We start from the raw sequence: 25,417 nt of genomic DNA, 5'->3' as shown, positions 1-25,417 counted from the left end.
TGCGCTGTGTGGAGGAATCAGCCCGTCAGCCGGACGGCAGCGCGGCGGCGGCCGAACCGGCGAGCTCGGTGGCCAGTTCGCAGGGCCTGCCCTTGCGGCCCGCCCCCTTGATGTCGAGGACCAGCCGCTCGGTCCCCTCCTCCCGGTCCACGCCGACGTAGCCGCGGTAGACCACTTCGACGCGGCAGCTGCCCGCGCCCTCGTAGCCCTCCAGAACGATGGCCTTGTGACCGCCGAGGTCGGCCAACCGGGCGTTCTCGTCGTTCGACATTCCGCCCTGGTCGAATCGCAGGTCCACCTCCAAGTCGTTGGTGGTGCTCTTCCACTGGCAGTCCCAGCGGCCGAATCCGACGTCCGGGTCCTTGGCGTCGATACCGCGCACCTTCTCCAGCGCCTTGGCGTCGAGCAGCGTGCACGCGTCCTGGTGCGCCAGCGACTTGGACCGGAAGGCCGCGGTACGCCGGGGGATCTCACCGTCGTTGAGCACCTTGACCGCGATGCCCGTGGCGACATCGGCGGTGCGACACAGCGGCTCCTTGATCTCGTTGGGCTCTCTCGCCGCCGCGGTGACCCGAAGGCTGTTGCCGCGCGCACCGGTCACCGCCATGTGCCGCACGCACTCTTTGGCACCGGCGGCGCGTTTCATGACGGTCACCCGGCCCGTGGTCTTGCTCGCCACCCCCTCCGGCAGCGAGTCGGCGTCGAGCTCCACCCTCACGTCCACGACGTCCTCGCCGCGCTCCTTCAGGATGACGTCGCACCGGTTGAAGTTGCCCTCGTCACCGTCCAGTTCAGCCTCCTCGTACCGGCCGAACACGGTGGCGTCCAGCAAGGCGCAGGGGTCGGCCGTACGTGGGTCGCCGATGAAGCCCGCGGCGCTGCTGCGCGTGCTGCCACCCGCCGATGGGGTGGGTTTGTCCGCGTCGGCTTCGTCACCGAGGCTCATCACGATGAACGGAACGGCAATGGCCAGTGCCGTACAGGCGGCGACACCGGCCGTGAGCAGCGGGCGGCGCCGGACGAGGGTCGTCGTCCGGCGCCGCTGTCCGCCCGGCGGTTCCTCGACGCCGGCGACGGTGTCCGTAAAGGGCTTGGTCGCCGAGGTCAATGGGAGGGGCGGGAGCTGGTCCGGCGATCCCGCGATGCCCGCGAGCGCGGTGAGCGACTCGGCCGCGGTGGGACGGGCCCTGGGGTCGCGCTGGAGCATCGCGGTGAGCACCCCGCCGAGCGACCCGACCTGGGGGCCTATGGCCTCCAGCCGGACCGCGCGTCCCTGACCGCGCAGCGGCGGAGTCCCCGTGACCAGCCAGTGCAGGGTGGCAGCGAGCGAGAACACATCGGACGCCCGCTCGGGCGCTGCCCGGAACGCCTCGGGGGCGGCGTAGGCCGGGGTGAGGCTGATCGGGCCGTTGGGCGTGATCGTCTCACTGCCGTCCGCTCGATACGCGGCGCCGAAGTCGGCCAGCTTGGCCACTCTGTCGTGAGTGATCACGATATTGCCGGGCTTGACGTCGCAGTGCACGATCCCCTTGGCATGCAGGGCCGCCAGCGCGGCCGCGATCTGCGCGCCGATGTGCGCAGCGAGCTGCGGGGCCATCTTCACCGGGACGTCCAGGCTCCCGCCGGTCACATGCTCCATCACCAGCCAGAACGTGGCCTTCTTGCCCTTGCCCGCGCGGACGGCGTCGTAGAGGGTGACCACATGCGGATGGCTGAACTTCGCCAGCGCGCGTGCTTCGGCCAGCAGTTGGTCGAAGCCGGCCTGGCTGTTGTCCTCGAGCAGGGCCCGCTTGAGGACGACGGGCCGGCCCAGTTCCGTGTCGACGGCGAACCAGACCGCCCCTCTTCCTCCCTCGACGGGCCCCTTCGTGAGCCGGTACTTGCCCACTTTCTCCCCCCGGCGCACAACGACTCTCCCCTCGTGCAAGACCGGACCCTGCTGTTACAGGCACGCGGATCGAACTTACTGCGTACGGGAAGAGTCACACAGCGTTTCCGGCGCTCTTGAGGGTGAACCCGGGCCCCGCAGGTGTCCGTGGCGCGCCGGGCGTGGCCGGTTGAGAAGGGGATTCACCCACCACTCCAGAAATCATCACCTTCTGTGGAGATTGTGATGCCCGGCACCGTGATTTCTGACTAGGAGTGGGTGACCTTGAGACTGGATATCCGGACCTCGCCGTAGTTATCGCTGTCGCACGGGTCCGAGTTGCCGCAGTTGGCCTGTGTGTAGGCCCCCGCTTTGAAGTAGTTGGTGTCGCCGTCGTGGGAGATCGTGGTCTCGCGCTCCCCGTTGTAGTACACGGCGATCTTTCCGCCCTTCGCCACGAACTTGGCCTGGAACTCGGTGCCCAGCTCGTAGTCGTCGGTGACGAGGTGGTGGCGGGAGTCGTCACCGTCGGTGATGTAGAGCTTGCGGCCCTCGAGGCGGAAGACCGTGACATCGTCGTCGCCGCCATGGACCTGGGCGCCGACCAGATGCGGCTTGTCGTTGGGCAGGGCCCAGAACGCTTCCTTGACCACGAGGGTGTGGGTGCCCTCGGTGGTCGACCAACTGGCTTCTTCTTCCCCGTTGTCCGTCATCTCCCGCAACTCGGCACGCGGGTAGCTGGAGCCGCCCGTCGTCACGCCGTTGACGGCGGCTCGGAACCGGACCGCGTCGCACCCCTCGTTGACCCGGAACCAGGGCTTGGCGGCGAAGGTGGCGAGCTCGGGCTGTGTGATCTCGGTCGGGTCCTCCTCGTCGCCGGTGGGGAGGGTCATCTTCCAGTTGGTGAGGTCGAGGACGTCGGCGGGGTATGTGCAGCGGGCGGCGGTGGCGTCGTGACGGGTGGACGTATCGGCCTGCGCGGGGAGCACGAGGGCGGCGGTCGAGGCGGCCACGGAGATGCCTGCGAGGACGATGATGCGCATACGCGACATGTGCGGTCTTCCTTCCTGAGCGAGGGGAACAAGCGCGACCGTCAATTCCCTCGAAACGTGGAGACGTCGTCGCACTGGTCCCGCCGGCGCGGAACGGGCGTGGGTCGTTCGCCATTGTTCGGCGCCGTCACCGGGACGGGTCCCGGTGACGGCGGCGACACTCCGTGGCGCGGCCCCGGCCACACGCGGCCGCGGCCGGGGTCAGCCGGCCAGCTTCACCTTGGTCGCCTTGGCCACCTCGCAGGTCTGTGGCATCGCGGCGGAGTCACCCTTCCAGGCGGCGGACGCGAGCGCGCTCTTCCGGGCTCCGGCCTGGACGGGCTGGTCGGCGAGGGTGGCGTAGACCGCCTTGTCGGGGTGCGCGGAGTTCAGAAAGCGGACCTTGACGGTGTAGGCGTAGTCCGCCGCGCCGTTCACGTTGTCGAGCTGGACGACCGCGAACAGCTTGGCCGCGTCGCGCAGCTGGCACGACTTGATGCTGACCTCGACCTTGGACGTAACGGGCTGGGCGGGGCCGGATCCACCGGCCGCACCACTCGCCCCGGCGGACGGCGACGACGTGGCCTTCGCGCCCGGCGAGCCGCTGCTGCTCGCGCTCTGCTGCCCGCTCTGCTTCCCGCTCTTCCCGTCGGCATCGGACGATGCGTCATCCGAGCCGCCACTGGAGCAGGCCGAGAGGGCGAGGAGGGCGGAGGCGGCGAGGGCGCCGAACGTGGCGACGCGAGGAAGGTGGCGCATGGCGGAAGGTCCCCCGTCAGGACACAGGTTCGCCGGACGGACCGGCCGGATCCGCTTCACGCTAGCACCTGCGGTAATCGCCTCCCGCAGGGCGGGTGGCCGACGCGTTCGGCCTCGCTCGTGTCCGTGTGGAGGCACATTGGACACCGACCGTCTAGGTGTCGAACTCGCAGTCGCGGGTCTCCGGCAGGGCCAACAGGCACAGGAGGCTCACCAGACAGAGCCCGCCGGTGTAGAAACCGAGCAAGAGCGGTGAATCCCACTGGCTGTTCAGCCAGGTAGCGATGGACGGGGCGAAGCCGCCACCGAGGGTGTTGGCGAGAATGAAGGCCGCGGAGGCACCGGTGTAGCGCAGCCGGGCGGGGAACAGTTCGGCCAGGAATGCCGCCACCGGAGAGAACATCAGCGCGAGCAGCACGAGTCCGACCGTATAGGCGCCGGTGATCGTCAGGGCGTCGCGCGAGCTCAGCGAGGCGTACATGGGCACGGCCCATAACACGCAGCCGACAGCCCCGGTCAGCATCACCGGGCGGCGGCCGACCCGGTCGGCGAGCCTGGCGGCCGGGACGGTGATGGCGATTCCGGCCGCGGCACCGACGCTCGCAGCGGTCAGCATCGTGTTCTGGGGGATGTCGAGTGACTTCGGTCCGTACGAAATGCTGTAGACGATCGTCAGGTAGTAGACGGCCGATCCACCGAGCGCCGCGCCGACGCCGAGCAGCAGCCGACCGGGATGCTGTTGGAGAAGTACACCGAGCGGGAAGCGGGACACCGGCGTCGGCGCCGGTGCCGTACGGGTGGCCTCCGGGCTGAACACGGGTGACTCGGAGACCGTCGTACGCACCCACAGGCCGATCAGGACGAGGACGGTGCTGAGCAGGAAGGGGATCCGCCAGGCGCCGTGTGTGAAGCCGTCCCTGCCCGCGAGGTGGAGGGTGGGCAGGATGACGGCGCTGGACAGCAGGAAGCCGAGCGAGGGGCCGGCCTGGGGAATGGACGCGTACAGCGCACGGCGCCCGGGTGGCGCGTGTTCCACGGAGAGCAGCACCGCGCCACCCCACTCGCCTCCCATGCTCACCCCCTGCAGCAGGCGGAGCGTCACCAGCAGGACGGGAGCGAGGAGTCCCGCGGTCTCATACGTCGGCAACAGTCCGACGCCCACCGTTGCCACGCCCATCAGCAACAGTGAGGTGACCAGGGCCCGTCGGCGGCCCAGCCGGTCACCGATCGTCCCGAACAGTACGACGCCGAGGGGGCGGGCCAGGAAGGCCGCGGCGAACGTGAGGAACGCGGCCAAGGAGGAGGCGGTGTCGTTCCCGGAGGGGAAGAAGGCCGGGCCGAGGACGAGCGCGGCAGCGGTGCCGTACACGGCGAAGTCGTAGTACTCGATCGTGGTGCCGATCAGGCTCGCGACGGCGATCCGCGCTGCCTTGCTCTTCGGCTCCGGCGGTGGCGCGACGGCCGGTCCGGGACGGGCGGTCTCGAGCGCGATCTTGGCGGGGGAATCGGGCATGGGGGTTCACTTCCGGTATGCCCGGAACCAAACGGTCCGGGTCCAGATGGGGACGGCCTCGCATGCAACACGAATCGGAGCGGGGTGTCACTCTAAACCCCGAAATTCGATTTCGACAAGGAAGCCTGGTCATCCGATTTAGCCGGGGGATGTCGCGGGTTCCGGAGACGAATAAGCGCCTCTTTACACAGCTCACCAGCCATAAACGTCCGCCGCGGCTACGGGTGGACACATCTCCAAAAGTTGCACAGAGCGCACCATGCGGCACCACCCCCACCACTTTCCGCATAACGACCCACCATGACCACGAATCGCCCCCCAACCACCCGATCGACAGCTAATAAGTATGCGTAGTTCAGCGTAAAAATTCCCAGGCGGTCACACCTTGCCAACGGGCGATCACCCGGTGAATGCTGAGGCGGACAAGAACTTGAAAGTTTCATGACCGCTCTTTTTCGGCCATGGAGGCCCCAACGGGATGCCGTAGTTCCGCTTTTCCAGGATTTTCACTCGAAGCCGCTGCCAGACCTTGCCATGCGGCCTCTGGGTATGGAAGGCGCATTACCCATGATGAAAAACGGCAAGTTATTTCGCCTAAGACGACTGTCGTTGGCGGGTGACGACAAACACCTGCTCGTCCCACTCGACCACAGCGTGTCGGACGGCCCGATCGTCCCCGCCGACCAGTGGGCCGATCTGCTCCGGGCGCTGGTGGCCGGTGGAGCGGACGGGATCGTCGTCCACAAGGGACGTGCCCGCGCCCTCGCACCGGACATCCTCAAGAGCTGCGCCCTGGTGGTGCACTTGAGCGCCAGTACCGCCTGCTCCGCCGATGTCAACGCCAAGGTGCTGGTCGGCGATGTCGAGGAGGCGTTGCGGCTCGGTGCGGACGCGGTCAGCGTGCATGTGAACATCGGGTCGGACACCGAAGCGCAGCAGCTCGCCGATCTGGGGGCGGTGGCCCGCTCCTGCGACGCGTGGGGCATGCCGCTGATCGCGATGGTCTACCCCCGGGGCCCGCGGATCGAGAATCCGCACGATCCCGCCCTGCTCTCGCATCTGGCCAATGTCGCCGCGGATCTGGGCGCCGACATGGTGAAGACCTCCGTCGCCCTGCCGCTCGACCGGATGGCCGAGGTGGTGGCCAACAGCCCCATCCCCATCCTGGCGGCCGGAGGCCCGCCGGACGGCTCCGACCTCATCGAATACGGCACCGCCGTCATGGCCTCCGGCTGTCGGGGGCTGGCCATCGGCCGCCGGGTCTTCACCTCCCCCTCACCCGCCGTGCTGGTGTCCCGGCTCTCCGCGGTCGTACACGGCGGCAGTGGCGGCGGCAGCGGCGGTGACGGCACCGAACCGGCGACGCGTCCCGACGGACGGACCGATGACATGGCCCATTACTCGACGATGGTGGCAGGTATCGCATGAGGTTTGCATGGATCGATCTGCGTGAAGTCCCGGGGCCACAGCTCCAGGCGGTGGTGGACGCGGCCGTCCACACCCGGATGGCCGGGGTGCTGGCCACCGATGCCGAGCTGCTTGCGACGCTGCCCCCAACCGTCACCCGGGTGCTGCTCCCCGGGGATCCGGCCACGGACACCGCGAAGAAGCCCGGCGCCAAGGAGACGAAGGAAACCAAGGGGGATTCCAAGGAGGCGAAGGCCACCACCACATCCCCGTCCGGCGCCGGATGGGACGTCCTGCTGCGGACCTTCACCACCCAGGACGAGCTCGACGGCCTCGCCGCGGACAACCGCGCCGCCAGTGGCACGCCCACCGCCGGCTTCATCGACGTACGCGACGACCGCACCCTGCGGCTGTCGTGCGCGGGCGCCATGGCGCTGCCGTACACCGTCATCCACTTCGCCGACCCGACCAAGATCCCGCTGGAGATCGTGCTCGCCGCGGCCGAGTCCGCCGAGGGCAAGCTGCTCACCACCGTCGCCGACCTGGAAGAGGCGGCCATCGTCTTCGATGTGCTGGAGCGCGGCTCGGACGGCATCCTGTACCCGCCCCGCACCGCCGACGAGGTGTTCGCGCTGGCCCGGCTGCTGGAGGCCACCACACCGCAGTTGGAGCTGGCCACGCTGACCGTGGAGAGCATCCAGCACGTCGGGCTCGGCGACCGGGTCTGTGTGGACACCTGCTCGCACTTCGAGGAGGACGAGGGCATCCTCGTCGGCTCGTACTCCTCCGGGTTCATCCTCTGCTGCAGCGAAACCCATCCGCTGCCGTACATGCCGACCCGGCCGTTCCGGGTCAACGCCGGCGCCCTGCACTCGTACACGCTCGGGCCCGAGAACCGCACCAGCTATCTGAGCGAGGTGGGCTCCGGTCACGCCCTGCTGGCGGTCGGCGCCGACGGCCGCACCCGGCGGGTCGTGGTCGGCCGCGCCAAGCTGGAGTCCCGGCCGCTGCTGGAGATACGCGCCCACGCCGAGGACGGGCAGTTGGTCAGCCTGACCGTGCAGGACGACTGGCACGTACGGGTGCTCGGCCTGGGCGGGAAAGTCCTCAACGTCACCGAGCTGCGGACCGGCGATGAACTGCTCGGCTATCTGGCCACGGACAAGCGCCATGTGGGCCTGCCGATCGGCGAGTTCTGCAAGGAATTCTGATGGACACCACAGGCATGGCACCCGTGATCCAGAGACTGTTCGACGGGCGAAATGACAACCTTCCTTACCTGACGCACAAACAGCTGACCATCTCCCGGGGCGAGTTACGGGAACGGGTGGCCAAGCAGGCCGAGGTGTTCGCCGGATACGGTATCGGTCCGGGCAGCGCCGTGGGCCTGCGGACGCCGCCCAGTTTCACCCAGGTCGAGGTGTTGCTCACGCTGTGGCGACTCGGTGCCCAGGTGCTGCTCTTCGACTTCCGGCTCAAACCGGCCGAGGTGGAAGCTCTCTGCGCCTCCTGCCGACCGCAGTTCATGGTCCGGGCCGGTTCCAACGTCCAGGGGGCGTCCGGTTTCCGGCCCGAGTACGAGATCGTCACCGAGTGCCGAAGAACCGGCCGACCGGCCACCACCGCACACCGGCTGGTCCAGTTCAGCTCGGGCTCCACCGGACGGCCGAAGGTGATCGGCAGGACCGCCCGGTCGATCGAGGCCGAGGTGGACCGGTTCGCCTCGATCCCCGGTATGCCCGGCGAGGGCGACCGGCTGCTGCTGCTCAGTTCGACGGCGCACAGTTTCGGTTTGATCGGCGGGCTGCTGCACTCGCTGGCGGCCGGTGTCTCCGTGGTCTTCGCGCCCCGGGTCTCCGCCCGCGACATCCTGCGGACGGCGGTCGACCACCGGATCACTGCCCTGTTCGGGGTGCCGATGCACTACGAACTGCTCGCCGCCGCCATCGATCCCCCCGAACTGCCCGAGCTGCGGGTCGCGGTGTCGGGTGGCGAGATGATGCCCCCCGAGGTCGCGGCACGGTTCACCGAACGGTACGGCGTACCGGTCGGCGAGTCCTACGGCACCACGGAGACCGGTGTGGTCGCCATGGACGTCAGCGGCGCGCTGCGGCCGTCGGTCGGCCGGACCGTACCGGGTGTGGTGGTACGGGAGCACGGTGGCGAACTTGACGTCGCGCTCGAGGACTCGCCGTACCTCTTCGACTCGGGCGGCGCCCAGTTCGCGGACGGCTGGCTGCACACCAGGGACCGGGCCACGGTGGACGGCACCGGGGCGGTCCAGGTGCGCGGCCGTGCCGACTCCCTCGTCGTGATCGGCGGCCTCAAAGTGGATCTCACCGAGGTCGAGAACGTGCTCCGCGGGCACCCGGGGGTCGAGCAGGCGGTTCTGGTCCACGAGGGCGTGACCGAGGCCTATGTCGCGCTGACCGCCGGGGACGACCGCCCGTCCGCCGAGGAGCTGCTGCGCTGGTGCCGGGAGCGGCTTGCCGACTACAAGCTGCCGCGGGTGATCCGGCTGCTGGACACCCTGCCCCGCACGTCCAACGGGAAGCTGGTGCGCCAGGCCGCCACGCTGCAGGCGGCCGCGACGGTCGGAGGATAGCCGGCCGGGGCTGTTCACACCTTCGTACGACTCTTTCTTTTACGTGAGGATTTCATTCATGGACACGCCAACGCTGCAGGGCGAGATCCGCGAGTTCGTCCTGGCCACGGTCATCGACGAGATGAGCCTCCTGACGAGCCGCGACGGCATCACGGACGAGAGCCCGGTGACCGTCGAGGGGCTTGAGCTCGACTCACTGAGCCTGATCGAGCTCACCCTGCGGCTGGAGTCGCGGTTCGGCGTAGAGATCCCGGACGCTGACATCGAGCCGCTGGCCTCCCTGAACCTCGGCCAACTCGTCGCCGAGATCGCCCGGCGCGGTGCGAAGGCATGAGCGCGGGAGACACAGCGAGCGACGGCGGTCTTGCCCTGTCCCCCATCACCACCGACACCGTCAGGGAGCTGCTGTCGGACCGCAGGGTCTTCCCGGCGGTGCCCGCCGAGCTCGACGAGGACGCCGAACTGGTACTGGACTCCCTCGGGTTGGTGTGGCTGCTGCATGTGGTGGAGGAGCGCTACGGCCTGGTCGTGGAACCCAGCGACGAGGACGTCGTCGGGCTGACCTCGCTGCGGCGGCTCACCGCGTATCTGCGCGCCGCGCAGACGAACCGGCGCCAGGAGAGGGCAGCGGAGGGCGGCCGCGATGAGCGGTGAGGTGACGGTGACCGGATTCGGTGTGCGCACCGCGTTCGGCACGGGCCCCGAGGCCCTGCGGCGCGGGGTGTTCGCGGGAGTCCCCTCGTTCCGGGCCACCACGAGGTTCGACACCGGCCCGTACCGTACGGCGATGGCGGGCGTCGCCCCGGACGGACCCGACGCGGCCTGGGACTGGGCGCTGCGCCATGCGCTCGCGCAGTGCAGTACGGAGGCCGTCGACATGGCGGGCCTCCGGCCGGGTACGAAGGCAGCGGTGCTGCTCGGCGTCGCCGGCGACTGCACCAGCATCACCCGGTACTGGCGAACCGCCGCCGGGGCCACGCCCGGGCGGCGGCAGGATGTGGAACCGGCCCCACGCACCGCGGCAGGGGCGGCGGAGCGGGCCGCCGACGCCGTGCCCGCGCACCTCGCCGAGCTGCTGGCCGGGCGGCTCGCGCTGACCGGGCCGCGGCTCACCTTCACCAACGCCTGTGTCGCCTCCGCAGCGGCGATCATCCATGCCTGCCGGCTGATCTCCTCGGGCCGGATCGACGCGGCGGTCTGCGCGGGTGGATACCTGGTGGAGGAGGAGACCTTCGCCAAGTTCGACTCCGGCCGGGCGCTGTCCCGCGACGGCGCGGTGCGCCCGTTCAGCGCCGACCGCAGTGGACTGCTGCTGGGCGACGGGGTGGCGGCCGTCGTGCTGGAGTCCGCCGAACACGCCCGGCGCCGCGGTGCCCGGCCGCTGGCCACCGTGGTGGGCTGGGGCGCGGCCACGGACACCCACCACATCGCCCAACCGCATCCGGAGGGGGTCGGGCTGGCGCGCGCGGCACGGCAGGCGATGCGGCGCGCCGGGGACCCGGACGGGGCGGGCCTCGGCTATGTCAACGCCCATGGGACCGGCACCAAGTACAACGACGGGGCGGAGACCCGCGGACTGCGGGCCGCCTTCCCCGAGCGGGCCGAGACCATACCCATCAGCTCCACCAAGAGCACCACCGGCCATCTCCTGGAGGCCGCGGGCGTGGTGGAGTTCGTGATCACGATGCTGGCCCTGCTGGACGGCGTACTGCCGCCGACCGCCGGGTTCACCCGCTCGGCCCCGGAGTGCGACCTGGACTATGTGCCGAACCAGCCGCGTACGGCCGATCTGCGCCGGGCCCTCACCGTCAACGCCGCCTTCGGGGGCGCCAACACCGCACTCGTGCTGGAGCGGCCGTGAAGACCGAGAGGACGGTACTCCGCTCCCCCTTGGGCATCCTCGCCACCGCCACCGCGACGCTCGGCACCGGGCGGGACGACGACCTTCCGCTGCCGCGGCTGCCCGGTTTCGTGGAGTCGTCGTTCAGCCCGCTGGCGTACGAGGTCAGCCGGCAGTGCCTCACCGAACGGCCCGGGGACGGCTCACGCACCGCCGTGGCGCTGGCCAGTCTGATGGGCGACACCACCACCGCGGATCTGGCCAGTCGGCGCATGGTCTCCGGGCAGGTCCACAACCCGCTGCTGTTCATGCAGGCCACCGCCAACTCGGTACTGGGCTATACGAGCCGGGAGTTCGGGATCACCGGGCAGACGTTCAGCCTCTCCACCCTCGACGATCCGGTGACCGAGCTGCTGGCCATGGCGGATCTGCTGCTGGAGGACCCGGAGCTGGACCGGGTCCTGGTGCTGGGTGTCGAGCTGGGCGGCGGAGAGCGCCGTGAGGCGGGGGTGCCCCCGGCCGATGGCTGGGCAAGGGTGGCCGAAGCGTACCGGGAACTGGCCGTCGACAGCGGCCGCCCCGTCCCGCCCCCGTCGACGCCCGCCGGGCTGGCGGCGGCGGTGCTGCTCGGCCGGCCGGGCGCCGAGGCACCGGTCTCGGTCCGGTCGGCCGAGGCGTACGACGCCGACCACGCCACCCACGGCGAGGCAGTCGGCACCGAGGCCGTCGACACCGAGGCGCCCGGGCATCCCGGAAACATCCTGGGCCTGTTCGACCTGGCCGCCGCCCACCGGCGGCTGCTGCGGGACGGCGGCAGTCACCTCCTGTTGACGGAGCCGGGCGCGCGGGGCGGCCGCACCGCGTTCCGGCTCACCGCCGACACGGAAACTCCCCCGAGCGCGCCGACGGACGCGCACGCCGTAAGGGACGACAGGGAGACCCATGCTCATCACTAGGCAGGAGCGGGCGCGGATCTGCTCCGACACCGAACTCGGTGCCGGTAATGTCCTGCACCGCCTGAAGGCGTACGGCCGCCCACTCGACGAGCCCGTGCTGTGGACGGACGGCAGCTGGCAGGCGCCGGACGGCAGCCGCCCCGAGGCGCTGACGCTCGGTCAGCTGGACGTGGCGGTCGAAACCTACGCGGGCTGGTACGCCGCCCAGGGCGTGCGGCCCCGCGATCCGGTCGCCGTGCACACCGCCTCCAGCACCGAGTTCGCGGTGAACTTCCTGGCGCTGACGTCCCTCGGCGCCATCCCGTCGTTCGTCAACGGCAATCTGCCCCCGGAGATCGCCCGGGAGTACGTACGCGGACAGGGCGCGGTGGGCGCGTTCACCGACCGCGACCACCATGCCGTGCTGTCCGGGTCCGGGCTGGGTTTCTGCGTGACCGCCGCCGAGATCCGGCCGGCCCACCGCGAGTTGCTGCCCCGGTCCTACCCGTACCGGCACGACCCGACCGACCCGGTGATCATCTCCCACTCCTCGGGCACCACCGGGATGCCCAAGGGCGTGCCGCACACCCACCACACGCTGATGTACGCGCAGGTGCACCGGCTCCGCTACTCCACCGGCGCCGATATGGAGCGCACGCTGGTGGGGCTGCCGGGCGCGCACAACGCCGCGGTGGCGACACTGCTGTACTGCCTGCTGCTGCGCGCGAACATCAAGTTGCTCTCCAGCCAGCGCGGCGCCGATGTGCTGGACGCCATCGAGGAGTTCCGGCCCAGTACGGTGCTGGCCTTCGCGGCGACCTTCGGCGAGATGGCCGCGGCCGACCTGGCGGCCCGGGACCTGTCCAGTGTGCAGGTGTGGTTCAACACCGGGGACGCGGCGCACGAGGCGCATATCCGGGCCCTGGTCAAGCACGGCTGCCATGAGCGAATCGGCAAGGACCTGCGCCGTACCCGGGTCGAGGGCTCGGTCTTCGTCGACGGGCTCGGCTCGTCGGAAGCCGGCTACTCGGTCTTCCACAACCGGCACACCCAGGACACCTCGGCCTACTCGCGCTGCGTCGGCAAGCCGATCAGCTTCGCCCAGGCCGCCGTGCTCGGCGAGGACGGCACCCCGCTGCCGCCCGGGCAGGTCGGCCGCCTGGGGCTGAAGTCGCCGACGCTCACCCCCGGGTACTGGAACGACTCGCTGACCTTCCACCGGCTGCGGCTGGGCGGCTACTGGCTCACCGGGGACCTCGCCTACCAGGACGAGGAGGGCAACTTCTACCACCTCGACCGGGCCCCGGACGCCATCCGCACCCGGAACGGGATCCTGTTCAGCACCCGTACCGAGGAGTTGCTGCTGCGGGAGCTGCCCGAGCTGGCCGACTGCACGCTCGTCGGGGTCGCCCCGAAGGGGGTACGGGCGGACTGGGACGGCGACGGAGAGGCCGAGGCGTACGCGCTGCTCCAGCTCGCGAATGACAGCGACGACAGCGACGGCAGCGATGACGACCGCGATGAGACGTGGACCGGACGGGTCAACGCCGCCCTCGCCGATGCCGGATTCCCCCCGGTGACGCGGGCCCTGCGGATGAAGCCCGACGACGTGGCAAAGGGCGCCACGGGCAAGGTTCTCAAACGAGTGATACGCGACAGGTTCGCGGCCAAGGAGCACATATGAGTACGGGTGAAGACGGGGTCAACCACCGCGCCCGGACACTGGAGGCATACCGGCTGTGGTGGCAGCACGACGCCAACTGGTATCAGGGGGTGGCCAAGCGGTTCGGGCAGCAGGTCGCGAACGAGATCAACGCCGAGGCGATGCGCAAGATCGCCCTCAAGGTCGGGCAGCAGGTCGCCCGGCGGAGCGGCGCGCTGCCCGACAGCGGTGACGGCGCCAAGGACCTGGAGGAGCTGCGCCGCCGGTACGACGAGTGCGGCGACCGGATGTTCCCGCGGGAGCTGCGCAACGCCTCCACCGAGGTGGCCGGGGACGATCTGATCGTGCTCACGCTGCGGCGGAACTTCGCCATCACCATGGTGCGGATGGCCGGTTCGCTGGAGGGCTACCAATGCCCGTGCACCGACGTCCACGCGGGCTGGTCCGAAGGGCTCGGCGTGACCCTGTCGGAGAACCGGGCCACGAGCTGTCTACGGGAGGGCGACGCGGCGTGCCACCTGCTGATGCGGGTGCGCACACCCCTTTCTCCCGGTGCGGAGGGCTGACCGTTGCGGATACTTGTCGCCGGGGCGACCGGAGTGATCGGACACCCGCTGGTGGGCGCGCTGCGGGCGCGGGGCCACCAGGTGAGCGCGCTGGTACGGGAGAAGTCCCGGGCGAAGGCCCTGAACGAAGACGCCGACTCGGTCGTGGTCGCCGACGCCCTCGACCCACAGGCCCTGCTGTCGGCGGTCTCGGCCGCCCGGCCCGAGGTGGTCGTCCACCAGATGACGGCGCTGCGGCTGTTGCGCGACGACCCCGCGGAGGCCTTCGCGCTGACCGCGCGGCTGCGTACCGAGGGCACCGCCCATCTGGTCGCGGCGGCCCGCGCGGCCGGGGCCCGGCGACTGGTCGCGCAGAGTATCGCGTTCGCCGCCGCGCCGGTCGGGGATCCGGTCCTCGACGAGGACGCGCCGCTGTACGTGGACGCCCCCGACCCCGGCTGGGCGGCGACCGTACGGGCCGTCGCCGAGCTGGAACGGCTGGTCCTGGACAGCCCCGACTTCGCGGGCGTGGCGCTGCGGTACGGCACGCTGTACGGCGCCGGAACCGCGTACGCCCGTACCGGCGGGACCGGACAGGCGGTGCTGGCCGGCCGGCTCCCGCTCCCCGAGGGCGCGTCAGGGATCACCTCGTTCCTGCATGTGGAAGACGCGGTGGCGGCCACGGTCGCCGCCGTCGAGTCGGACGCCACCGGCGTCTTCCATGTGACGGACGACGAGCCGGCCCCGGCCGCGCAATGGCTTCCGGCCTACGCCCGAGCGCTGGGCGGCCCGCCGCCACGCACGATCCCGGCCGCGCTCGCGCCCCGGCTGCTCGGCTGGTTCATCACCCATCAGCTCACCGCGGCACGCGGGGCGGCGGGCGGCCGGGCGCGTACGGCGCTGGGCTGGAAGCCACTGCGGCCGAGCTGGCGCGACGGGCTGGGCGCGGAATGACCAAAGCCGCCCCGTCCCGGCCGTGGGCCGTCGTCCTGGTCGTGGTCTGTGCCCAGATGCTGATCTGGCTGGACACCTCGATCCTCAATGTCGCCGTCACCACCCTGGCCGATCCGGACCGGGGCCTGGGCGCGACCCCCGCCGAACTGGAGTGGGTGGCGAGCGCCTACACCCTGGTCTTCGCCGGCACCCTCTTCGCGGGCGGCGCGCTGGCCGACCGCTTCGGTCCCCGTACCACCCTGCTCGCCGGTCTGGCGCTGTTCGGCGCCGCCTCCGGCGCCGGCGCGTTCGCCGGAAGTCCGGCCTGGCTCATCGTGGCGCGCGGCTTCATGGGCGCGGGGAGTGCGCTGCTGATGCCCGCGACGCTGTCGATCATCGTACGGAGCACCCCGGCGGAGAAGCGCACCCGCGCGATCGCGATCTGGAGCTCGTCCAGCGGCCTCGGCGTGGCCGTCGGCCCGGTCGCGGGCGGGGCGCTGCTCAGCCACTTCTGGTGGGGGTCGGTGTTCCTGGTCAATGTGCCGATCGTCGCCCTGTGTCTGGCCGGAGTGGTGGCCGTCGTTCCCGAGCTGGGCGGCGCACGGCGCCAGACTCTCGATCTACCGGGTCTTGCCCTGTCGGTGCTCGGTCTCGGTGGCCTGGTCTACGGGGTCATCGAGCTGGGCAACGGGGAGACCTGGTACGGGCCGCACGTCCTGCTCCCGCTGCTGCTGGGCGGCGCGCTGCTGGCCGCCTTCGTGGCCGGTCAGCGCAGATCCCCGGCGCCCAGCCTGGATGTGCGGCTCTTCCGGCAGCCCGGGTTCACGGCCGGGAGCGTGGTGCTGCTGCTCGCGTTCATGGCGCTGGCCGGGCATCTGTTCTACGCGGCCTTCTATCTCCAGGGGCCCTTGGGGCTCTCCCCCGCGCGCGCCGGAACCGTGATGATCGCCGCCGCGGTCGGCATCGTCCTGGGCAGTCAGGCGTCCCCGGCGATGAGCCGGCGGCTGTCGGCCCGGTGGACGGTCGCGGCCGGAATACTGATCACCGCGGCCACGTACCTCGCCTATCTGTGGTTCGACGAGCGGACCCCGGTCCCGACCATCGCCGCTCTGCTGCTGGTGCAGGGATTCGGCATGGGCCTGATCGGCACACCGGTCACGGCCGTGATGATGAGCGCCGTGCCGCAGCGTCTCGCGGGCGCCGGATCCGCCGTCAACAGCGTTACGCGGCAGGTGGGCGGGACACTCGGGGTGGCGATGGCCGGCTCGGTCCTCTCCGGGGTGTACCGGGAGCGGATGGCCGATGCTACGCTGCCCGGCGGTCCGCGGAGGCTGCCGCCCGGCGCCGAGGAGCAGGCCCGGACCTCGGCCGAGGCGGCACGCTCGCTGGCGCATTCGCTACGGCTGCCGCAACTGGCGGAGACGGCCGACCGCGCCTTCCTGGACGCGATGTACGCGGCCACGCTCTGGACCGCTGCACTGGCCCTCGTCGGGTTCGCCGTGAGTGTCGTGGGGCTGCGTTTCCGGGAAGCGGGGCCGCAGAACCTCCAGAAAGAGCCGGAAGAACCACGGGAGGCGCGGGACGGGCAGGTGGAAACCGCGTAGGGGCCACGCGGCGGGGAAAGGCGATGGCGCCCGACAGGGTCTGGCTCCTCTCGGCCTCCGGCATGGCCTGCGCCGCCTCCTCGACGCTTTCGTTCGAACCTTGGAGCCTGACGCTGGTCACAGACCCGCAGGGCCGCGCAGCCGGCGGACATGGCGGCGCTCCCGGAGGAGCACGCGAGCGATGGCCGGCGCGGGTGGACGGGCGGGGGCGTGGAGCAGGGCGGGGCCCTTGGCGATGGCCGCGACGGCCGTCAGGTCCTCGATTTCGATCACGGCACGGAACAGTGGGCGGCCCTCGGGCGGTGCGAGGTCGGCCAGGCCCCGGCTCGCGGCCAGGCTCTGACGGGCCTGGCCGAGGAGGCGTTCGAGAAGGCTCCGGGTTCCGGGGGTGTCCCGGGCACTCTCCAGATCGGCGCGGGTGACACCATGGGCGTCGAGCGTGCCGCGCACGAGGTTGAGGCGCCCCTCGGCGAGGTCTTCGGACAGGTCGTTGGCGAAGTCGAGGCGCTGGCTGCCGTCGATGTACGTACGGCACGCCTCGCGGTAGCCCGACGGAGGGTCCTCCCCGGCGATCAGACCCGCGATCAGCATGAACGCGGGCAGCGCGTACTGGTCGACGTAGCGCTGATAGTCCGCTTCGGTGGCGAAGCCGGTGAACTCCAGCTCCGTGGCCGCCGCGTCGAGGAAGTCCTCGACGCGGGCGCGGAAGCCCGGGTGGGCGGAGACGGTGTACAGCAGCGGCCGGATGGCCGGGTGACCGCTTTCACCGACGGCCAGGCCCTCGCGGACTTCCTTCTCCCATCGTGCGTAGGCCTCGGGGCGCTCGGCCTCTGGACCGCTGTCGAGGAGGTTGTCGGTGTGGTGCATAAAGGCGATCGCCGTGATCAGATGCGGCAGCAGCGGCCGGGGCAGAAGCAGGCGCGCCGCGAGATAGGAGCTGCGCCGATACCTCGCGACCAGTTTCCGCTGGCGCGCGTAGTCGTCACGCAACGTCGGATCGCTGATCCCCGCGGCGTCAAGCACCCTCCCCCATACGCCCATGGGCCACCCTCCCGGTCTCTCGAATCCACGCGCGGTTCCTTTATACGTCCAGCCGGTAGCGGTCTCGGGCCATCTGTGGGAGGAGTGGGTACGTGCCGGGGAGCGGTCCGGCTGAATGAGGGAGAGCGGTGGGATCCGTGAGTGAGCGGGACATCGGGGGCTTGCGGCCCGCGGGACTGGGCGAGGCGATACGCGCCACCGCCGGGGATATCGCCGTGCTGTTGCGCGGCGCGACCGACACCGGGGTGCCGGTGCCCGGCTCGCGGTGGTCGGTCGGGGAGGTGGCGGCGCATCTGGCGCAGGCCAATGAGCTGATGGCGGACGTCGCGGCCGGGAAATCGCGCCCGTACGGCGATGGCACGCCGGGCGGGCTGGCCGAGGCCAACGAGGTCGCGCTCGCGGCGTTCACCGAGCGCGGCGCCGGGCTGCTGGCAGCCATGATCGTGGCGCAGGCTGACGCGTTCCTCGAGGTGGCGGCCCAGCAGTCCGCGCCGCACGGCGAACTGGTCAGCCCGATGGGCCCGATGAGCATGGACGTACTGGGGTCCTATCTGCTGACGCATATGCTCGGCCACGGCTATGACCTCGCCCGTGCGCTGGGCCGTCCACATATGGTCGGCCGTGCCCGAGCCGAACTGTGCCTGCCGTTCCTGATGGTGGCGATGGACCGGGTCGTCAGCCCCGCCGCCGCCGGGCACACGGCCCGCTACGCCCTCCGCCTCGGGGGTGGCGCGCGCTTCGGCGCCACGTTCACCGACGGCGCGGTGGCCGTCGATCCACGGCCGCCGGGCCGCCCGGACTGCACAATCCTCATGGAGCCGGTCGCCTTTCTCCTGGTGGCGCTGGGCCGCCTCGGCCCATGGGGCGCCCTCGCCCGGGGACGCGTCCTGGCCTGGGGCCGCAAGCCCTGGCTGGCCCCGCGCTTTCCCACCCTCTTCACCCCGCCCTGAGGGGTCACCCGCACGGTTCACGACACCTTGCCGGTGAACCCTTCGTACCCCACGCTGCAGATGAACCATTTCGACGGAAGGTACCGTCAGCATGGCCTTTCCAGGAGAGTCGGCGGCCTACCGTACGGCCCGCGACCAGCTGCTCGATCGGGAAATCGAGCTGCGCCGCGCCACCGAGGCGGTGGCTGCCGCGAGGCGCGCGCTGCCGCCCGGCGGGGTGGTCCCGGAGGACTACGTCTTCCAGGGGGCGGGGCCTGACGGAGCCCCGGCCGACGTCAGACTGTCGGAGCTCTTCGCGCCCGACAAGGATTCACTGGTCATCTACAGCTATATGTTTCCGCGCCATCCCGGTGACAGCCGACCCGGACCCAAGAGCGGCCACTCGGCGGAGCTGAAGCTCAAGGAGGGCCCTTGCCCCTCCTGCACGGCGCTGCTCGACCAACTGGACGGCGCCGCCGAGCACGTCGGCCAACACGTCAACTTCGTGGTCGTGGCGAGGACACCGCTGCCACGGCTCCTGACCTTCGCCCAAGAGCGAGGCTGGCGACACCTGCGGCTGCTCTCCGCGGCCGACAACAGCTACAGCCGCGACTATCTGGCCGAGGCGGTGGACGGCTCATCGATGCCCATGCTGAATGTGTTCCACCGCGATGGTGGGACCATCCGCCACTTCTGGGGTTCGGAAATGCTCTACTCACCCATGGAATCGGGTCACGGCCCCCGCCACGTAGACGCCCTCGATCCGCTGTGGAACATGTTCGACCTCACCCCGGAAGGGCGCGGCATGGACTGGGCGGAGCAGCTGGACTACTCATCCAAGCCGTAGATCATTTGCGGGGACGCCCTCTAGGCTCTGGCAGTCATGGACAGCCTGACAGACCTGGAAGCGGCACGCGGGAGCGCGGGCTCATTCCTTCAGTACTACTGGGAAGCCGCCGAGCACGACACCGCTGAGGAGCTGGAGGACGACGAAGCGGAGATCCGGGCGGCCTACGCCGCCATCCAGGCGGTCGTTCCCGACGACGCCGCCAGCTCTACCGGACTGACGCTGCTCCAGCTGGGCACGTTGCGGGCCCACCTGAACGATGAATTCGGCACCAGTGAGGACCATTTCGACTACGAACACACGCCACCCGCCGGATTGGATGAAGAGGACGAGCAGGGCCGGGAACTGGCAGCCGAAGTGGTGCGGGCGGCGGAACGCACGCTGGCCCTGCAGAGGTCCGACAACCTCGCAGCCTTTTCACGCGCGTGTGCGCTGCACTGGCTGGGCGAGCATGAGGCCGCGGCGGATGCCTATCGGGACGTACTGCGCATCGATCCCTACGACCGCATCGCGAAGGCCCGCATAGAACACCTGGAGGACATCGACCTCCCCGAACCGCCGGGCGGACTCATCACCCACCATCCGCACGGCTTCCATCTGCTGGAGATGACCCATCTCATCGGGCACAGTGGTAGCACCAAGGGCTGGATCTGGATGTTCAGCGATCCGTCCTCCGTCCGCGACGCGGCGGAGGGCTATCTCGAAACATGGCTGGCCGGGCTCGGCCACGGCCTGGACCACGAGTGCGGCCTATGGACCCACGTCCCCGACAGCGCGGACAAGGGATTCGAGTTGCGCGAGGCGATTCACCGGACGGCTGAGGGGCGACCGTTCATCGACTGGTCACAGGTGCCCCTGCCCGATCTGGGGCAGGATCCTCTGCCGGCCGGCCAGCCGATCCGCTGGCAGGGGCGGCTGCACTTCTTCGGCGGAACCGAACACGACGACTCCTGACCACGCCCGGTCGCGTGCCGCGGGTACGCAGGCACCGGCGCCCCGGCCTCGGCATGAGGCGGGGCGCCGGACCGGGCCTGGATCAGCACATCTTGTAGTCGTAGCGAGTGCTGTTGTACGCACACGAATCGCGGAAGGCACCGGACGGCTTCCGCAAGGTCACGGTGTCCTTGTCGTTGTTCCACACATAATTTCCGCGTCCCCAGTAGACATGACCGGCGCTCTGGGTGCCCTTACCGGTGTGGATCGTCACCGTCTTCCCCGCACCGATCTTGTACGAGGGGAAGGTGAAGGTGTAGCCCGTGTTGTCCCGGACCGTATAGCCCTTGAGCTGAACGGCGGCACCCGTGGTGTTCCGGATCTGTACGTACTCGGCGTTCAGGCTCGGGTTGGAGCGGGTGTCGCTTCCGGGGCTGTCGTAGTAGACCTTGTACAGGTGGATCGAGCCCGCGGCCTGCGCCTGGGTGGGCAGCAGGGCGATGCCGGCTGCGGCAGCGGCCGCCGTGGCTATGACGGCGGCGAGAGTGCGGGTGGGCAACAAGAAACGTCCTCCCCTACGGCCGGGCACCCCCCTGGTCCCGGCGAGGACGCTCACACTACGGGCGGACCGACATGAAGGGGGCAGCGTTACCGAACTGGGATACTGGGGGTGAATGGCGAGGAACGTCAGCCGCGGGGGCGAACGGGGCAGGGGCGCGGTGTCTACGACGGGGCTTGTCCGGCGGCCCGCCACTCCGCGGCCAGGACCGACCAGACCTCGATGTCGTGGCGCTTGCCCCGGTGCAGGAAGTTCTCGCGCAGCACGCCGTCCTGCGTCATCCCCAGGCGCTGGGCCACGGCGACGCCGGCCCGGTTCCCGGCCGCGGCCCGCCACTCCACGCGGTGGATGCCCCGCTCCTCGATGGCCCAGTCGATGATCACGCGCGCTGCTCGGGTCACCAGCCCCTTGCCGACCGCCGACGGCTCCATACGGCATTCGGGCCCGCCGGGTCCTCAGCACCGCTGAGGACCCGGCACCCGACATGGCGAAACGATCCGGCGGCGCCGCTCAGTGACGGGTCTTCGACATCGACACCGATGACTTCACCCCGGCCCCCGGGACGGTCTCCGGGGTGCGGGGGCCGGGGAGTGGAATCTGGCCCGGCTGCTGCAGGACGACGGTGCGCACCGGCAGAGGGATCTCGATGCCCTCGGTCCGATAGCGCTGGTGGAGCCGCTTGAGGAATTCATGTTTGATCAGGAACTGGTCGCTGAATTCCTGGACACGCAGGATGACGGAGAAGTCGATACCGGCTTCCCCGAAGGTGTGGAACCGGACGGCCGGTTCATGGTCCGGGACGCCGCCGGAGACCTCAGCCATCACCTCTTCGGCGACGTCGAGGCTCACCCGCTCGACCTGTTCGAGGTCGCTGTCGTAGTCGACCCTCGCCTGGATCATGATCGACATCTGCTCTTCGGGCTGATTGTAATTGGTGGTGATGGCGCCGGCGAGCTTGGCGTTCGGGATGATCACCAGGTTGTCCGGGAGCTGGCGCACCGTGGTGTTGCGCCAGTTGATGTCGACGACGTAACCCTCCTCACCGCTGCCGAGCCGGATGTAGTGGCCGGGCTGCACCGTCTTGGAGGCGAGGATGTGGACGCCCGCGAAGAGGTTGGCCAGCGTGTCCTGGAGCGCCAGGGCGACCGCGAGGCCGCCCACGCCGAGCGCGGTGAGCAGCGGGGCGATCGAGATGCCGAGCGTTTCCAGCAGAATCAGGACGCCCATCGCCAGCACGGCGATGCGGGTGATGTTGACGAAAATGGTGGCGCTGCCCGCCACTCCGGACCGCGACAGCGCCTGGTTGCGCACCAGATCGGCGACCACGCGGGCCACGGCGATGGTGGTGGCCAGGATGAGCACGGCGGTCATCACCTGGTGGACGCTCTGGTCGATGGCCCTGGTCAGCGGCAGGGCCGCGGCCGCCCCGGACACACCGGCGACGAGGGACGCCCAGGGGGCGATGGTGCGCAGCGCGTCGACGATGATGTCGTCGCCGGTCCACCGGGTCCGGCGGGCCCGCTCCCCCAGCCAGCGCAGCGCCATACGGGACAACAGGACCATCGCCAGGCCCCCGGCCAACGCGGCGCAGACGACGATGAGGTCGTGCAGGGTGAGCGCGCGGGTCACCGGCCGCTCCCCGTACGCCGCGAAGCGTGCCGCGATGTGCGGCAGCTCCGGCCGCACAGGGCGGTGGGCCGCGGTCCGGGTGCGCGCTCGTGGCGGGGTCTGCCGGGGAGTTCGGAGTGCTGTCTTGTCACCGTGTCACCTGCTCGTGCCTGGGATGTCGGGCTGCGCCGAGGCTGTTGTGCCGTGGCCCTGACGCGGCCTGCCATCCTGCCTCATGCCTCCCGCGCGGACGGCACCAACCAGCCAGGGGCCCGCCGAGGCCGCGACGTGGCCGCACGCGTCAGGCGTCCGCGTGGGTCATGCGCCGGACCACGGTGGCGGGCCGGCCGGTGGCGGCCTGACGGGTCCTCGTCCGCCACAGCCACCTGATGTCGCGTGCGAAGGACCAGATGAGCAGCGCCAGCGCCACCAGCACCACCGCGAGCGATACCAAGTGCGGGAGGAGCGCGGAGGCTGCCACCAGCAGGGCGATTCCCTGCAGCGCGGCCACCGCCTTGCGGGCGGTGTTCACGGGCAGTGGTTCGTTCAGCCAGGGCAGGGCACGGGCGGCCGCGACGAAGGCGTAGCGCATGGCGCCGATGGTGAGCACCCACGGGCCCAGCGAGGTGGCCACGTAGACGCTGAGCACCAGGATGAGGAAGGCGTCGACCTCCATGTCGAAGCGTGCCCCCAGGGGGGACGCCGTTCCGGTGCGCCGGGCGACCTTGCCGTCGACGGCGTCGAGGATCAGCGCCACCGTGGTGAGGGCGACGAGGGCCGGGACGCGGGGCGGGCTCTGGAAGGAGTCGGCGACCAGCGCGGTCACACCCCCCACCAGCGTGGCGCGGGCCAGGGTGACGCGGTTGGCGGCGCCGAAGGACCTGAGCCAGGAGCGGCACACGGCGCGCGTCAGCACGGCCCAGGTGGCGAACGCGAACGCCAGGCCCGTCAGCCAGCCCGCGGGCCCCAGGCCGAGCGCGGTGCCCAGAAGTGTCAGCAGGAGTATCTGTGCGACCGCTCCCACCGCCGTCTCCTGCCGCAACAGCGTCGTGTCGTATGTGTTGTTCAGGGCAGCCACCGTGCACCCTCCGGCTGTTGTGGCGGAGTCGTTGAGTGCCGCGTACCGTGTTCGCGGCTTGGTAATGGTCACTACGTACGTGACGGGCAAAGTGTTCAGCCCGTTGTCAGGCCCGATCTTTCTGGAGGACGTCGATGGAGCGCGTCGCCCGCGCCTTCTGGCTCCGCACACCCGGCCACGGCGAGGTACGGGAGGTCCCGCTGCCGGTGCCCGGCGCCGACGACGTCGTGGTGCGCGCCCTGTTCTCCGGGGTGAGCCGGGGGACGGAGACCCTGGTGTTCCGCGGCGGGGTGCCGGAGAGCCAGTACGCCACGATGCGGGCCCCGTTCCAGGAGGGCGAGTTCCCCGGTCCGGTCAAGTACGGCTATCTCAACGTCGGCGTGGTGGAGGAGGGCCCGGCCGCGCTGCTGGGCCGTACGGTCTTCAGCCTGTATCCGCACCAGACGCGGTTTGTCGTCCCGGCGAGCGCCGTGACGCCCGTGCCGGAGACGGTGCCGGCGGCGCGGGCCGTGCTGGCGGGGACGGTGGAGACGGCGGTGAACGCCCTGTGGGACGCGGCGCCGTTGATCGGCGACCGGATCGCGGTGATCGGGGCCGGGATGGTCGGCGCGAGCGTGGCCGCGGTACTCGCCCGGTTTCCGGCCGTACGCGTCCAGCTGGTCGACGCGAACCCCGCGCGCGCCGGGATCGCGGAGGCCCTGGGCGTCGACTTCGCGCTCCCCGAGGAGGCCGCGGGCGACTGCGATCTCGTCGTCCACGCCAGCGCCACCGAGGCCGGGCTCGCGCGCGCCCTCGAACTCCTCGCGCCGGAGGGGACGGTCCTGGAGCTGAGCTGGTACGGCGACCGGCGGGTCAGCCTGCCGCTGGGCGAGGCATTCCACTCCCGCCGTCTGGTCGTGCGCAGCAGCCAGGTGGGGACGGTTTCCCCGGCCCGGGGCTCGCGCCGCACCTTCGCCGACAGGCTGGCGCTGGCGCTGGAACTGCTCGCCGACCCCGCCCTCGATGCGCTGGTGACCGGGGAGTGCGCCTTCGAGGAGCTGCCGGAGGTGCTGCCCCGCCTCGCGTCCGGGGAGCTGCCGGGGTTGTGCCACCGCGTGCGGTACGGGTCCGCCGACGGGTCGGCCTGAGCGGTCCGAAGAGTCGGCTGAGCGGTCCCAGCGGTCCGAAGAGCGGTCTGAACGGCCGCAACAGTCCGGATGATCCGGCAGGATCCGGCACAATCCAGCGCGGCTCTGAACCAGGTCGACGGGTCGGCCGTACTACATGACGTGGCCCGGTCGAGGGCCGCCAGCAGCCGTGCCGTACCTGGAGGGTCGTTCGTTGTTCAGCATCACCGTTCGTGATCACCTGATGATTGCTCACAGCTTCCACGGAGAGGTCTTCGGGCCCGCGCAGCGCCTGCACGGGGCGACGTTCCTGGTGGACGCCACCTTCCGGCGCGCCGAGCTGGACGCCGACAACATCGTGGTCGACATCGGCCTCGCCACCCAGCAGCTGAACGCGGTGGTCGGCGAGCTGAACTACCGCAATCTCGACGAGGACCCCGCCTTCGCCGGCATCAACACCAGTACGGAGTTCCTGGCGAAGGTCATCGCCGATCGCCTCGCCGACCGGGTGGCCGCCGGGGAGCTGGGCGAGGGAGCACGGGGGCTTTCGGCGCTGACGGTCACGCTGCACGAGTCGCATATCGCCTGGGCGAGTTACGAGCGGGATCTGTGAG

24 protein-coding genes and 1 pseudogene are annotated in these 25,417 nt (G+C 70.5%); 16 read left to right on the top strand and 9 right to left on the bottom strand.

The features are described from left to right. Nucleotides 1-25 precede the first annotated feature (25 nt). The 4 genes from ACFV2X_RS05955 to ACFV2X_RS05940 form a co-directional block, all read right to left on the bottom strand. The gene (locus tag ACFV2X_RS05955) at nt 26-1,906 is read right to left on the bottom strand and encodes a serine/threonine-protein kinase (protein ID WP_385611951.1); all 1,881 of its coding nucleotides are present in this window, start codon (nt 1,904-1,906) and stop codon (nt 26-28) included. Between the two features lie 230 nt (nt 1,907-2,136). After that, nucleotides 2,137-2,919 (bottom strand): polysaccharide lyase family 7 protein, encoded by a 783-nt coding sequence (locus ACFV2X_RS05950; RefSeq protein ID WP_385611948.1) that lies wholly within the window; start codon nt 2,917-2,919, stop codon nt 2,137-2,139. Nucleotides 2,920-3,120: 201 nt separating this feature from the next. Next, entirely contained in the window at nt 3,121-3,657 is a 537-nt protein-coding gene (locus tag ACFV2X_RS05945; RefSeq protein ID WP_385611945.1) for a hypothetical protein, read from the bottom strand. Nucleotides 3,658-3,811: 154 nt separating this feature from the next. Further along, entirely contained in the window at nt 3,812-5,170 is a 1,359-nt protein-coding gene (locus ACFV2X_RS05940; protein WP_385611943.1) for an MFS transporter, read from the bottom strand. A 567-nt stretch (nt 5,171-5,737) separates the two neighbouring features. Between ACFV2X_RS05940 and ACFV2X_RS05935 the strand changes: the two genes are divergently transcribed. The 11 genes from ACFV2X_RS05935 to ACFV2X_RS05885 are packed head-to-tail and all read left to right on the top strand — an operon-like array spanning nt 5,738 to nt 16,702. Continuing rightward, the gene (locus ACFV2X_RS05935; RefSeq protein ID WP_385611941.1) at nt 5,738-6,598 is read left to right on the top strand and encodes a 2-amino-3,7-dideoxy-D-threo-hept-6-ulosonate synthase; all 861 of its coding nucleotides are present in this window, start codon (nt 5,738-5,740) and stop codon (nt 6,596-6,598) included. After that, nucleotides 6,595-7,788, top strand: coding sequence for a 3-dehydroquinate synthase II family protein (locus ACFV2X_RS05930; RefSeq protein ID WP_385611939.1), 1,194 nt, complete (start codon nt 6,595-6,597; stop codon nt 7,786-7,788). Before ACFV2X_RS05935 ends, ACFV2X_RS05930 begins: the two co-directional genes overlap by 4 nt. After that, nucleotides 7,788-9,182: a class I adenylate-forming enzyme family protein gene (locus tag ACFV2X_RS05925; protein ID WP_385611937.1), complete on the top strand. Its 1,395-nt coding sequence runs from the start codon at nt 7,788-7,790 to the stop codon at nt 9,180-9,182. Before ACFV2X_RS05930 ends, ACFV2X_RS05925 begins: the two co-directional genes overlap by 1 nt. A gap of 58 nt (nt 9,183-9,240) precedes the next feature. Continuing rightward, the gene (locus ACFV2X_RS05920) at nt 9,241-9,516 is read left to right on the top strand and encodes an acyl carrier protein (protein WP_385611935.1); all 276 of its coding nucleotides are present in this window, start codon (nt 9,241-9,243) and stop codon (nt 9,514-9,516) included. Further along, nucleotides 9,513-9,836, top strand: a complete 324-nt coding sequence (locus ACFV2X_RS05915) for an acyl carrier protein (protein ID WP_089506009.1) — start codon at nt 9,513-9,515, stop codon at nt 9,834-9,836. Before ACFV2X_RS05920 ends, ACFV2X_RS05915 begins: the two co-directional genes overlap by 4 nt. After that, complete coding sequence (locus ACFV2X_RS05910; RefSeq protein WP_385611933.1) at nt 9,826-11,043, top strand: beta-ketoacyl-[acyl-carrier-protein] synthase family protein; 1,218 nt, start codon at nt 9,826-9,828, stop codon at nt 11,041-11,043. The genes ACFV2X_RS05915 and ACFV2X_RS05910 overlap by 11 nt, the downstream gene beginning before the upstream one ends. Next, nucleotides 11,040-11,978 carry a hypothetical protein gene (locus ACFV2X_RS05905; RefSeq protein ID WP_385611931.1) on the top strand — a complete coding sequence of 313 codons (939 nt, stop codon included), beginning with the start codon at nt 11,040-11,042 and terminating at the stop codon, nt 11,976-11,978. Before ACFV2X_RS05910 ends, ACFV2X_RS05905 begins: the two co-directional genes overlap by 4 nt. Next, nucleotides 11,965-13,641, top strand: coding sequence for a class I adenylate-forming enzyme family protein (locus tag ACFV2X_RS05900; RefSeq protein ID WP_385611929.1), 1,677 nt, complete (start codon nt 11,965-11,967; stop codon nt 13,639-13,641). Before ACFV2X_RS05905 ends, ACFV2X_RS05900 begins: the two co-directional genes overlap by 14 nt. Then, nucleotides 13,638-14,186 carry a hypothetical protein gene (locus ACFV2X_RS05895; protein ID WP_385611926.1) on the top strand — a complete coding sequence of 183 codons (549 nt, stop codon included), beginning with the start codon at nt 13,638-13,640 and terminating at the stop codon, nt 14,184-14,186. Before ACFV2X_RS05900 ends, ACFV2X_RS05895 begins: the two co-directional genes overlap by 4 nt. A gap of 3 nt (nt 14,187-14,189) precedes the next feature. Further along, complete coding sequence (locus ACFV2X_RS05890) at nt 14,190-15,119, top strand: NAD-dependent epimerase/dehydratase family protein (protein WP_385611924.1); 930 nt, start codon at nt 14,190-14,192, stop codon at nt 15,117-15,119. Then, nucleotides 15,116-16,702, top strand: coding sequence for an MFS transporter (locus tag ACFV2X_RS05885; RefSeq protein WP_385611922.1), 1,587 nt, complete (start codon nt 15,116-15,118; stop codon nt 16,700-16,702). The genes ACFV2X_RS05890 and ACFV2X_RS05885 overlap by 4 nt, the downstream gene beginning before the upstream one ends. 117 nt (nt 16,703-16,819) lie before the next feature. Here the strand turns inward: ACFV2X_RS05885 and ACFV2X_RS05880 are convergent, their stop codons facing one another. Further along, entirely contained in the window at nt 16,820-17,743 is a 924-nt protein-coding gene (locus ACFV2X_RS05880) for a squalene/phytoene synthase family protein (RefSeq protein WP_385611919.1), read from the bottom strand. 128 nt (nt 17,744-17,871) lie between these two features. Here ACFV2X_RS05880 and ACFV2X_RS05875 point away from each other — a divergent pair, with 128 nt between their 5' ends. The 3 genes from ACFV2X_RS05875 to ACFV2X_RS05865 all read left to right on the top strand — a co-directional run bounded on the left by ACFV2X_RS05875 (nt 17,872) and on the right by ACFV2X_RS05865 (nt 20,473). After that, entirely contained in the window at nt 17,872-18,693 is an 822-nt protein-coding gene (locus ACFV2X_RS05875; protein WP_385611916.1) for a maleylpyruvate isomerase family mycothiol-dependent enzyme, read from the top strand. Nucleotides 18,694-18,784: 91 nt separating this feature from the next. Continuing rightward, nucleotides 18,785-19,519, top strand: a complete 735-nt coding sequence (locus tag ACFV2X_RS05870; RefSeq protein WP_385611913.1) for a DUF899 family protein — start codon at nt 18,785-18,787, stop codon at nt 19,517-19,519. A gap of 36 nt (nt 19,520-19,555) precedes the next feature. After that, on the top strand, nt 19,556-20,473 hold the full coding sequence (locus tag ACFV2X_RS05865) for a hypothetical protein (RefSeq protein WP_385611911.1): 918 nt from the start codon (nt 19,556-19,558) through the stop codon (nt 20,471-20,473). Between the two features lie 82 nt (nt 20,474-20,555). On the opposite strand, the gene ACFV2X_RS05860 is transcribed toward ACFV2X_RS05865, so the two are convergent. From ACFV2X_RS05860 to ACFV2X_RS05845, 4 genes and pseudogenes are all read right to left on the bottom strand, one after another. After that, the gene (locus tag ACFV2X_RS05860) at nt 20,556-21,011 is read right to left on the bottom strand and encodes a lamin tail domain-containing protein (RefSeq protein WP_385611910.1); all 456 of its coding nucleotides are present in this window, start codon (nt 21,009-21,011) and stop codon (nt 20,556-20,558) included. Between the two features lie 164 nt (nt 21,012-21,175). After that, nucleotides 21,176-21,448, bottom strand: a pseudogene (locus ACFV2X_RS05855) (GNAT family N-acetyltransferase); the annotation flags it as partial. A gap of 73 nt (nt 21,449-21,521) precedes the next feature. Continuing rightward, the gene (locus tag ACFV2X_RS05850) at nt 21,522-22,640 is read right to left on the bottom strand and encodes a mechanosensitive ion channel family protein (RefSeq protein WP_385611908.1); all 1,119 of its coding nucleotides are present in this window, start codon (nt 22,638-22,640) and stop codon (nt 21,522-21,524) included. 280 nt (nt 22,641-22,920) lie between these two features. Continuing rightward, nucleotides 22,921-23,697 (bottom strand): CDP-alcohol phosphatidyltransferase family protein, encoded by a 777-nt coding sequence (locus tag ACFV2X_RS05845; RefSeq protein ID WP_385611906.1) that lies wholly within the window; start codon nt 23,695-23,697, stop codon nt 22,921-22,923. Between the two features lie 134 nt (nt 23,698-23,831). Here ACFV2X_RS05845 and ACFV2X_RS05840 point away from each other — a divergent pair, with 134 nt between their 5' ends. Both ACFV2X_RS05840 and ACFV2X_RS05835 read left to right on the top strand, forming a co-directional pair. Continuing rightward, nucleotides 23,832-24,824, top strand: coding sequence for a zinc-binding alcohol dehydrogenase (locus ACFV2X_RS05840; RefSeq protein WP_385611904.1), 993 nt, complete (start codon nt 23,832-23,834; stop codon nt 24,822-24,824). Between the two features lie 193 nt (nt 24,825-25,017). Beyond that, nucleotides 25,018-25,416, top strand: a complete 399-nt coding sequence (locus ACFV2X_RS05835; protein WP_089506023.1) for a 6-carboxytetrahydropterin synthase — start codon at nt 25,018-25,020, stop codon at nt 25,414-25,416. Nucleotide 25,417 lies beyond the last annotated feature (1 nt).

The organism is Streptomyces sp. NPDC059679 (genome assembly GCF_042734105.1).
Lineage (GTDB): Bacteria > Actinomycetota > Actinomycetes > Streptomycetales > Streptomycetaceae > Streptomyces.
Note: the sequence above shows the minus strand (reverse complement) of the source record. Positions and strands in the feature narration are given on the sequence as shown.